At 72.8% G+C, this 9,715-nt stretch carries 9 protein-coding genes and 1 riboswitch; of the genes, 5 read left to right on the top strand and 4 right to left on the bottom strand.

Features of this window, described 5'->3' with window-relative positions:
* Positions 1–64: 64 nt before the first annotated feature.
* Positions 65–982 carry a PadR family transcriptional regulator gene (locus ACFVQ3_RS16950; protein ID WP_387641499.1) on the bottom strand — a complete coding sequence of 306 codons (918 nt, stop codon included), beginning with the start codon at positions 980–982 and terminating at the stop codon, positions 65–67.
* Between the two features lie 389 nt (positions 983–1,371).
* On the opposite strand from ACFVQ3_RS16950, the gene ACFVQ3_RS16945 reads away from it, so the two are divergent.
* The 5 genes from ACFVQ3_RS16945 (at position 1,372) to ACFVQ3_RS16925 (ending at position 6,986) form a co-directional block, all read left to right on the top strand.
* Positions 1,372–2,322: a dimethylarginine dimethylaminohydrolase family protein gene (locus ACFVQ3_RS16945; protein ID WP_387641496.1), complete on the top strand. Its 951-nt coding sequence runs from the start codon at positions 1,372–1,374 to the stop codon at positions 2,320–2,322.
* On the top strand, positions 2,319–3,590 hold the full coding sequence (gene rocD, locus ACFVQ3_RS16940; protein WP_387641493.1) for an ornithine--oxo-acid transaminase: 1,272 nt from the start codon (positions 2,319–2,321) through the stop codon (positions 3,588–3,590). The genes ACFVQ3_RS16945 and rocD overlap by 4 nt, the downstream gene beginning before the upstream one ends.
* A gap of 10 nt (positions 3,591–3,600) precedes the next feature.
* Complete coding sequence (locus ACFVQ3_RS16935; protein ID WP_387641490.1) at positions 3,601–4,872, top strand: aminotransferase class I/II-fold pyridoxal phosphate-dependent enzyme; 1,272 nt, start codon at positions 3,601–3,603, stop codon at positions 4,870–4,872.
* A 282-nt stretch (positions 4,873–5,154) separates the two neighbouring features.
* Positions 5,155–6,144: an ATP-binding cassette domain-containing protein gene (locus ACFVQ3_RS16930; RefSeq protein WP_387641487.1), complete on the top strand. Its 990-nt coding sequence runs from the start codon at positions 5,155–5,157 to the stop codon at positions 6,142–6,144.
* Positions 6,144–6,986: an ABC transporter permease gene (locus ACFVQ3_RS16925; protein WP_191791074.1), complete on the top strand. Its 843-nt coding sequence runs from the start codon at positions 6,144–6,146 to the stop codon at positions 6,984–6,986. The genes ACFVQ3_RS16930 and ACFVQ3_RS16925 overlap by 1 nt, the downstream gene beginning before the upstream one ends.
* Before the next feature lie 96 nt (positions 6,987–7,082).
* On the opposite strand, the gene ACFVQ3_RS16920 is transcribed toward ACFVQ3_RS16925, so the two are convergent.
* The 3 genes from ACFVQ3_RS16920 to ACFVQ3_RS16910 form a co-directional block, all read right to left on the bottom strand.
* Entirely contained in the window at positions 7,083–8,027 is a 945-nt protein-coding gene (locus ACFVQ3_RS16920; protein ID WP_387641483.1) for a universal stress protein, read from the bottom strand.
* Between the two features lie 187 nt (positions 8,028–8,214).
* On the bottom strand, positions 8,215–9,006 hold the full coding sequence (locus tag ACFVQ3_RS16915) for a C40 family peptidase (protein ID WP_387641480.1): 792 nt from the start codon (positions 9,004–9,006) through the stop codon (positions 8,215–8,217).
* A 2-nt stretch (positions 9,007–9,008) separates the two neighbouring features.
* A riboswitch (cyclic di-AMP (ydaO/yuaA leader) is annotated at positions 9,009–9,198 on the bottom strand.
* A 187-nt stretch (positions 9,199–9,385) separates the two neighbouring features.
* On the bottom strand, positions 9,386–9,715 hold a 330-nt coding region (locus tag ACFVQ3_RS16910; RefSeq protein ID WP_387641477.1), incomplete at its 5' end, for a FeoA domain-containing protein.

Here is a 9,715-nt window from a genome sequence, read left to right as displayed (position 1 = left end):
GGGGGGGGCGTGCCCACCCCCCCCTCCCCCCCCCCCCACCCCATGGCTCGGCACCGTGGGGGGGTCAGGCCTCCGGGGTCGGGGACTCCGGGGGCGGCGGCGTCTCGCCGTCCGGCGTCCCGGCCGGGCCCGCGAGGATCAGGTAGAGCTCGCGGCGCGTGCTCTCGAGGAGCGCGGCGGCCTGGGCCACCTGGGCGTCCGAGCCGGACCGTGCGACCTGACGGAGCGCCTCGGCGACCTGCTGGAGCGCCCCTCGGAGCTGGCGGGCCGGGCGGACGCCGCCGTCGGCGGCGTCCTGCCAGGGGATGCCGAGCTCGTCGGCGTGCTCGGTGACGTAGGTGCGACCGTCGTCGGTGAGGCTCGCGAGCTTGCGCCCGCCCTCGGCCGTGATGGTCACGAGGCCCTCGTCCTCGAGCAGGCTCAGGGCGGGGTAGATCGCGCCGGGGCTCGGCCGCCAGGCGCCCGAGGTGCGCTCGCCGATCTCCTGGATGACCTGGTATCCGTGCATGGGCTCCTCGGCGAGGAGGAGCAGGACCGCGGCGCGGATGTCACCGCGCCCGGCACGACCGCCCGGTCCGCGGCCTCCGGGGCCGCGGTGTCCGCGACCGCGCGGGCCGCCGCCGGGGCCACCTCCCGGCCCGCCGCGGTGCCCGCGGGGGCCGCGGCCCTCGAAGCGGTCGTCGAACCGCTCGTCGTGCCCGTGGTGACCCGGGTGGTCGTGATGGTCGTGCCCGTCGGGGCGCGAGGCTCCGTCGGGGCGGCCTGCACGGTCGGGGCGACCGGTCCCGTCGGGGCGCCCGCCTCGGCCGCCGCGCGGGCCGCCGGGGAAGTCACCGCCGAAGTCGGGTCCGAAGCCCTCGGGCCGGGGGAAGTCGTCGCGTCGGCGACGGGGTCGGCCCCCGAAGGGGTCGGGTGCGCCTGCGCGGCCGGAGCGGTCGCGGGGCGGTCGGGAAGAGTCTGGGTGCTGATGGGGGGTACGCATGGGGTGTCTCCTGACGAGTCCGTTCGTGTCTGTGGGTGCCCCTCCGCAGGGGCGCGCCGAGCGATGTGCTCGGGGGGACGGGTGCGGGCGGGTTCTCGTCGGTGGTCCGACGGGCCCTCGGCCTCGCATCCGGGGCGTCGACGCTGCGCGGCTGTGCCGCACTCTTCGCGTCGATGAGTTAAAGATATATCGTTGACGTATCGATAGTCAACCCCGGATCTCGATCGGGTTGCGGAGCCCCCGCGAGAACCGTCCAGGTCGTACAGTGACGGGAAGGCCCCGGGCACTCGCGCCACGGGACCGGCAGTCGCTCAGCAGTCACCGTGCAACGACGCACACCCCGCACCGTCGCACGTCCCACGCCCGCTCCGGACCAGACAGAGGCGCAGATGACGACCAGCACCCCCGGACCCACGCAGGTCCCCCGGCACTACCTGATGTGCCGCCCCACGTACTTCACGGTCAGCTACGAGATCAACCCGTGGATGGACCGCGCCCGCCCGGTCGACACCGCGCTCGCCGTCTCCCAGTGGGAACGCCTGCGCGACGTCTACCTCGACCTCGGGCACCGCGTCGAGCAGATCGCCCCCGAGCCCGGCCTGCCCGACATGGTCTACGCCGCCAACGGCGCGACCGTCGTCGACGGCCTGGTCTACTCGGCCCTGTTCCGCCACCCCGAGCGGGCACCCGAGGGCCCGGCCTACCTCAAGTGGTTCGCCGACCGCGGGTACGTGACCCACACGGCCGACCACGTCAACGAGGGCGAGGGCGACCTCCTCGTCGCGGGCGACGTCGTCCTGGCCGGGACGGGCTTCCGCACCGAGCGCAGCGCGCACCAGGAGGCCGCGAGCCTGTGGGGCCGCGAGGTCGTCACGCTCGAGCTCGTCGACCCTCGCTTCTACCACCTCGACACCGCGCTCGTCGTCCTGCGCGGCAGCGAGGGAGCACCGCGGGCCGTGCCGGGCGGCACGCCGCCGCCGTTCCTCACGCCCCTGCCCGACGACGTCGCTCACCCCGTCCATGCGCCGCACCCGGGCGAGCCTCGCCCCGCGGCCGGTGCGACCGTGGACCTCGCCTACTACCCGCCCGCCTTCTCGCCCGCGTCCCAGGAGCTCCTGGCCGAACGGTTCCCCGACGCGCACCACGCGACCGAGGCCGACGCCCTGGTGCTCGGGCTCAACGCGGTGAGCGACGGGCGGCACGTCGTCCACGCACCCGCCGCGACCCACTTCGCGGGCGCCCTCGCCGAGCGCGGCTACGAGACCGTCGCGGTCGACACGTCCGAGCTCCTGCGAGGCGGCGGCGGCGCCAAGTGCTGCACGCTGGAGATCCGCTCGTGAGCGCCCAGAGCCAGGCGGCCCCCGCCTCCGCGACCGCGGCCGGCGCCGCACGCGACCACCTGGCGCACAACTACCACCCGCTGCCCGTGACCGTCGCCACGGGCGAGGGTGCCTGGGTCACCGACGTCGACGGCCGACGCTACCTCGACCTTCTCGCCGGGTACTCGGCGCTGAACTTCGGGCACCGGCACCCCGCGCTGATCGACGCCGCGACCGAGCAGCTCGGGCGCGTGACCCTGACGTCACGTGCGTTCGACCACGACCTGCTGCACCCGTTCGCAGACCGCCTGACACACCTCGTCGGGCCGCTCGTGCGCGGGGGCGGGCCCGGCGCGACCCCCATGATGGTGCCCATGAACACCGGCGCCGAGGCCGTCGAGACCGCGATCAAGATCGCCCGCAAGTGGGGCTACGAGGTCAAGGGCGTGCCGGCCGGGCGGGCGAGCATCGTCGTCGGGCACGGGAACTTCCACGGGCGCACCACGACCATCGTGTCGTTCTCCGACGACCCCGACGCGCGCGACGGCTACGACCCGTTCACGCCCGGCTTCCGCCTCGTGCCCTACGGCGACGCCCGCGCGGTCGCGGACGCGATCGACGAGACCACCGTGGCCGTCCTGATGGAGCCGATCCAGGGAGAGTCGGGCGTCGTCGTGCCGCCCGACGACTACTGGCCGACGCTGCGCCGCGTGTGCGACGAGCGCGGCGTCCTGCTCGTCGCCGACGAGATCCAGTCCGGTCTGGGCCGGACCGGCACCACGCTCGCGTGCGAGCTGTGGGACGTGAAGCCGGACCTCGTGACGCTCGGCAAGGCGCTGGGCGGCGGCGTCGTGCCCGTCTCGGCGGTCGTCGGGAGCAGCGACGTCCTGGGCGTCCTGACGCCCGGCACGCACGGGTCGACGTTCGGCGGCAACCCGCTCGCCTGCGCCGTGGGCCTCGCGGTCGTGAGCCTCCTCGAGACGGGCGAGCACCAGGCGCGGGCACGGGAGCTCGGCGCCCACCTGCACGCACGGCTCGCGAGCCTCGTCGAGGACGGCCTGCTGACGGGCGTCCGCGGGGTCGGGCTGTGGGCCGGGATCGACCTCGACCCGGCCCGCGGGACGGGCCGCGACCTGTGCGAGGCCCTGCTCGCACGGGGCGTCCTGGCCAAGGACACGCACGGGTCGACCATCCGCCTGGCACCCCCTCTCGTCGTCGACCGTCCAGACCTCGACCTCGGGATGGCCGCTCTGCGTGACGCACTGACGCAGCTGGCCGCGCATCGGTAGAGTCCGGAGGGTGACCACTCCTGCCTCTGACACCTCCACCCGCCTCGCCGAGTGGCAGCAGGCCTACGCAGACCTGCAGTCCCTCGGCCTGAAGCTCGACCTGACCCGCGGCAAGCCCTCCGCTGAGCAGCTCGACCTCTCCGACGCCCTCCTGGCACTGCCGGGCGCAGGAACGGTCACCGACGCCGACGGCACCGACGTGCGCAACTACGGCGGGCTCGACGGCCTGCCGCAGGTGCGTCGCATCTTCGCCGAGCTCCTCGACGTCCCCGTCGCCCAGCTCCTCGCGGGCGGCAACGCGAGCCTGACGCTCATGCACGACACGCTCGCGTTCGCGATGCTGTTCGGCCTGCCCGGCTCCGAGCGCCCCTGGTCGCGCGAGGAGAAGGTGCGGTTCGTGTGCCCCGTCCCGGGCTACGACCGCCACTTCGCGCTGTGCGAGGCGTTCGGCATCGAGATGGTGACCGTCCCCATGACAGCCGACGGTCCCGACGCCGAGGCCGTCGCCGCGCTCGTCGCGGACGACCCGACCATCAAGGGCATGTGGGTCGTGCCGACCTACGCGAACCCGGACGGCTCCGTGGTCTCGCGCGAGGTCGCCCAGCGCCTCGTCTCGATGCCTGCTGCGGCCCCCGACTTCCGCATCATGTGGGACAACGCATACGCGGTGCACCACCTCACCGACGTCGAGACGGAGTCCGCCCCCGCCCTGGCCCTGGCCGCCGAGGCCGGGAACCCGGACCGCGTGCTGCTCTACGCCTCGACCTCCAAGATCACGTTCCCCGGGGCGGGCGTCGCGTTCCTGGGCGCCTCCCCGGCCAACGTCTCCTGGTACAAGAAGCACCTCGCGGCCCAGTCGATCGGCCCGGACAAGATCAACCAGCTCCGCCACGCCCAGTTCTTCGGCGACGCCGACGGCGTGCGCGCGCACATGCGCAAGCACCGCGACGTGATCGCACCCAAGTTCGAGGCAGTCGACACGATCCTGCGCGAACGTCTGGGCACCGACTCCGGCGCCACGTGGACCGCACCGCTCGGCGGGTACTTCGTGTCGCTCGACGTGGTGCCGGGCACTGCGGCGCGCGTCGTCCAGCTCGCCAAGGAGGCGGGCATCGCCCTGACGCCTGCGGGCGCGACGTTCCCGTACGGCAAGGACCCCCGCGACGCCAACATCCGCCTGGCCCCGACCCTGCCCCCGCTCGACGAGGTCCGGGTCGCGATCGACGGCGTCGCGACGTGCGTCCTGCTCGCGGCGGCCGAGAAGGCGGCCGTGGACGCCTGACCTCCTCTCCCCGGAGCCGTCAGGACCACCGTGACCTCTGGTCCACGCTCGTCCTGACACGTCCCCGCACGACCGCGACGCGCACCGTTCCCGACGGGCGGCCACGGACCCCTGGTCCGCGGCCGCCCGTCGTCGCATGATGGAGGTCTCGCCCGCCGTCGGGCCCCGGACACCCCGGGGCTGCTCGGCGTCCCGGCCGACCACGGCACCGATGAGTTCCCCCGCCCCGGACGGTCGAACACTGGACAGACCCGTGCACCACCCACGACACAGGGAGCACGCATGACCAGCGCACCAGACCTCGCGATCGAGGCTCACGGCCTCGTCAAGCACTTCAAGGAGACCCGGGCCGTCGACGGGATCGACCTCGCGGTCCCGACCGGCACCGTCTACGGCGTCCTGGGACCCAACGGCGCGGGCAAGACCACCGCCGTCCGCATGCTCACGACGCTCCTGCGCCCCGACGCCGGCACCGCCCACGTCCTGGGCCACGACGTCCTCACCCAGCCCGACGCCGTCCGCTCGCTCGTGGGGCTCACCGGCCAGTACGCGTCGGTCGACGAGGACCTCACGGGGGCCGAGAACCTCGTCGTCATCGCGCGCCTCTACGGCTTCTCGACGCTCGCCGCGAAGCGCCGCGGCCTGGACCTCATGGAGGCCTTCGGCATCGCGGAGGCGGCGAACCGGCCCGTCAAGACGTACTCGGGCGGCATGCGCCGCCGCATCGACCTGGCCGCGAGCCTCGTGATGAGCCCCCGCGTGCTGTTCCTCGACGAGCCCACGACCGGCCTCGACCCCCGCAGCCGCAACCAGGTGTGGGACATCGTCCGCGTCCTCGTGGCCGACGGCGCGACCGTCCTGCTCACGACCCAGTACCTCGAGGAGGCCGACCAGCTCGCGGACCGCATCGCGGTGATCGACCACGGCAAGGTCATCGCCGAGGGCACCGCGACCGAGCTCAAGCGCTCGGTCGGCGAGGGCTCGGTGTCCCTGCGGCTCGCCTCGTCGGGCGACCGCGGCCGGGCCGCGGAGATCGTCGAGCGGGTGCTCGGCGCGGAGGTCGTGCTCGCGCAGGACCCGTACGCGTTCTCCGCACGCGTGCCCGACGACGGCGCGGACCTCGCAGCGCAGCTCCTGCCCGCGCTCGTCGACGCCGGGATCGCGGTGCCCGAGTTCACGCTGGGGCAACCGAGCCTCGACGAGGTGTTCCTCGCGCTCACGGGCCAGCCGGTCGACGAGGACGAGCAGACCGACCACGAGGAGGTGGCCTGATGGCCGCGACCCAGACCGAGGTGATCACGACCCCGGAGGCGCAGGTCCTCCGCGCCGCGATCGCGATCGACCAGCACCCGACGCGGCCCTCGCCGCTCGCGAACACCCTGACGTTCGCGTGGCGCGCGCTGCTCAAGATCAAGCACGTGCCCGAGCAGCTCTTCGACGTCACCCTGACGCCGATCATCTTCACGCTCATGTTCACGTACCTGTTCGGCGGCGCGATCGCGGGCGACCCCGAGACGTACCTGCAGTACCTGCTGCCCGGGATCCTGGTGCAGACGGTCCTGATCATCACGGTGTACACGGGCTTCACGCTCAACACCGACATCACCAAGGGCGTGTTCGACCGGTTCCGCTCGCTGCCCATCTGGCGTCCGGCCCCGATCGTGGGCGCGCTCCTGGGTGACACGGTCCGCTACACGATCGCGTCGGCCATCACGGTCGGTCTGGGGCTCGCGATCGGCTTCCGGCCCGACGGCGGCGTGGTCGGCGTCCTGCTGGCCGTGGCGCTGCTGCTGGTCTTCGCGTTCGCGATCAGCTGGATCTTCACGATCCTCGGGCTCGTCATGCGGACACCCAACGCCGTGATGGGCGTCTCGATGCTGGTCCTCATGCCGTTGACGTTCGCCTCGAACATCTTCGTCAACCCCGACACGATGCCGTCGGGGCTCAAGGCCTGGGCGGAGATCAACCCGGTGAGCCACCTGGCCACCGCGGTGCGCGCCCTCATGGCCGGCACGGCGACGTTCGACCAGATCGGATGGGTGCTGCTGGCGTCGGTCGTGCTCACGGCGATCTTCGCGCCGATCACCATGCACCTGTACCGGACGCGCAACTGAGCCCATCGGCCCGGACCCGCCGGTGTGCTGGCGTGACCCCGAGGTCGCGCCAGCACAGGCCTGTCAGCGCACCCGCACCGGCCTGGCGACGAGAGGTCAGCTCGCCCTGTCGTCCGCGGCCGCCGCCTTGTCGTCCTCGCAGCGCTTGGTCACGACCATCACGGGGCACGCGGAGTGGTGCAGCACGGCCTGGCTCGTCGACCCGAGCAGGAGGCCGGTAAAGCCGCCGCGCCCGCGCGACCCGACGACGATGAGGTCCGACGCCGTGGAGAACTCCGTGAGCAGCTCGGCGCCGGTGCCGTCCAGCACGATGCGCTTGATCGTCACGTCGGGGTTCTCGGCCTCGTGGCGGTCCACGATGACGTTGAGCCCCTCGGTGATGTCGTCGAGCACCTGCTGGTGGTCGATCGAGGCGGGCAGCCACGCGAGGAGCCCTGCGCCAGCGCCCACGGGGACTCCCGCCACGGCCACGAGCTCGGCCCCCCACGCCCGGGCCTGCTTGATCGCGTGGCGCAGCGCGATGTCGGCCGACGGCGACCCGTCGACGCCGACCACGATCCGCTTGAGGGGGTTGACGGCCGGGAGCTCCGCGCTGTCGTCCGGCCCGCTCTTGAGCGGCACGACGACCGTGGGGCACCTCGAGTGGGCCGGCAGTGCCGAGGACACGGTGCCCAGGAGACGCTCGGTGAAGCCACCGCGCCCGCGCGTGCCGACCACGACCAGGCCGTAGTCCTTCGAGAGCTCGACGAGCACCCCTGCCGCGTCCCCGGTGGCGATCGCCGCGGTGGTCCTGACCCCTGCCGCCTCGGCCCGCTGGGTGGCTTCGGCGAGGACCGCCTTGGCCCCCTCCTGGATCGCGGTGTCGTCCAGGGCCGCATAGCCGCCGTCGAGCGAGGCCGCCGTGAAGGACGGGAGGGAGTACGAGCACACGATGTGCAGGGGCCAGCCGACCTGGCGGGCGTACGCGGCCGCCCAGTCCAGCGCGTGCAGGCTGGGGGTCGATCCGTCGACGCCGACGAGCACGATCTCCGCACGGGTCATGGTTCCGTCTCCTTCCGAGGGCAAACGTCCATCCTGAGACAAACCTATCGAAAGAACTGGCAAAGTCACACCGGCACGCGCACACAGGAGGACCCCGCCGACGCAGAGAACCCCGCCCCTCCGCTCGACGCGGAAGGACGGGGTTCTCGGCCGGTTCGCGGAAGGTCTTCCGCTGTTCCGGGTGGTCTCAGGCGACGCGGATGAACGTCGGGTTCGACTGCCAGATCTGGCGGACCTGGATGGTCTTTCCGGGACGCGGAGCGTCGATCTGCATGCCGTCACCGGCGTAGATCGAGATGTGACCGGGGGTCCAGATGAGGTCGCCCGGCTGAGCGTCGGCGGCCGACACCTTGGTGCCGACGCCACCCTGGGCGCTCGAGGTGCGCGGCAGGCTGATGCCGGCCTGGGCGAAGACGTACTGGGTGAAGCCCGAGCAGTCGAAGCCGTCGGGCGAGGTGCCGCCGTAGACGTAGGGAACGCCCACGTAGCGGGTGGCGATCGAGACGATCGCGGAGCCGGCGGCCGAGGCCGGAACCTGGACGGGCGCAGCCTTCTCGGTGGTCGCGGTGGTCGCGGCCGCGGCGGTCGAGGTGCGCTGGTTGGAGCGCGACGGGGTCTGCGTGGCGCGCGTCTCGACGACTCGCTCGACGACGGGCTCCGGCGCGGGGGTCACGGCGACGGCCGCGCTCTCGATCGCGAAACCGGCCTCAGCGGCGACCGTGACGGCCGGCGCGGACTCGAGCGCGGCGCGGGCCTGGGCCGTGAGCGCGTTCAGGTCGACGGTGTTGAGCTTGGTCGAGTCGTGCTCGACCGGCGCTGCGTTGGCAGCCGTACCGCCCAGCATCGAGACGATGAGTCCCGACGAGGCAGCGACGACAGCGGTGCGGCGGCCGACGGAGGAAGCCGTCGCCGCCGAAGCAAGGGTGGAAAGCGGGCGTCGTGCTGCACGATGGCGTGCGCCGTTCGTCACTGCGTTCACTAGATACCTCTCCTGGACGCCTGCGAGGTCAGCTGTCGGGTTCGGGTGGGAGAATCACCCGGCCGTCCGGACCGAGGTCCTTCTGGCTTCACCCCAAGGGCACCGTTACCGGTACCCGAATTTGGGTCCCCCGTCCCTGTCAGCGGGTCGTGGTGTTCCTCTCGCGGTGACAGGGTTAGGCGTTCCGCGCGAGGGCTCCGACGAATGAGTCTTCCGTGAAGCAGAACCGACCGTACAGGACTGCCCGGTGAATGTCACGTTCCCATCACGACGGGCTCGCAGACCGTGCCGGACCGGGACGAACCACCCGCACACAGCGCCGCCCCCGCGCCTGCCGGAGCGGCGGCACGGGGGCGGTGCGGGTGGTGGTGGGCCCTTGTCAGGGGGCGGTGACGAAGAGGTGGCGGGCGACGTCCTCGGGCAGGTCCAGGACGGTCTGCGCGCCCTGGGCCGAGACGGTGAACGACCCGGCCTCGGGCGTGACGGTGACCTCCTGACGCGGCAGGATGCCCGCGGCCGCCAGGCGCGCGAGCAGGTCCGTGTCCGTCTGCAAGGGCTCGGCGATGCGCTGCACGACCACGCGCAACCCACCCGGGCCCCGCCCCGCACGATCGGCCGCGGCCACGAACGCCGGCAACGAGACCACACCGTCGAGATACTCGATCTCCACGATGTCCTCCCCCAGCTCCGACAGACCCGGGATCGGGTT

The sequence above is a fragment of the Oerskovia sp. NPDC057915 genome, from assembly GCF_042887685.1.
Classification (GTDB): Bacteria; Actinomycetota; Actinomycetes; order Actinomycetales; family Cellulomonadaceae; genus Oerskovia.
Note: the sequence above shows the minus strand (reverse complement) of the source record. Positions and strands in the feature narration are given on the sequence as shown.

What these genes read in the sequence shown, in the direction of transcription:
- ACFVQ3_RS16925 (WP_191791074.1), top strand. Translation starts at nt 6,144, where the DNA reads ATGGCCGCGACCCAGACCGAGGTGATCACGACCCCGGAGGCGCAGGTC.
- ACFVQ3_RS16930 (WP_387641487.1), top strand. Translation starts at nt 5,155, where the DNA reads ATGACCAGCGCACCAGACCTCGCGATCGAGGCTCACGGCCTCGTCAAG.
- ACFVQ3_RS16950 (WP_387641499.1), bottom strand. Translation starts at nt 982, where the DNA reads ATGCGTACCCCCCATCAGCACCCAGACTCTTCCCGACCGCCCCGCGAC.
- ACFVQ3_RS16945 (WP_387641496.1), top strand. Translation starts at nt 1,372, where the DNA reads ATGACGACCAGCACCCCCGGACCCACGCAGGTCCCCCGGCACTACCTG.
- ACFVQ3_RS16920 (WP_387641483.1), bottom strand. Translation starts at nt 8,027, where the DNA reads ATGACCCGTGCGGAGATCGTGCTCGTCGGCGTCGACGGATCGACCCCC.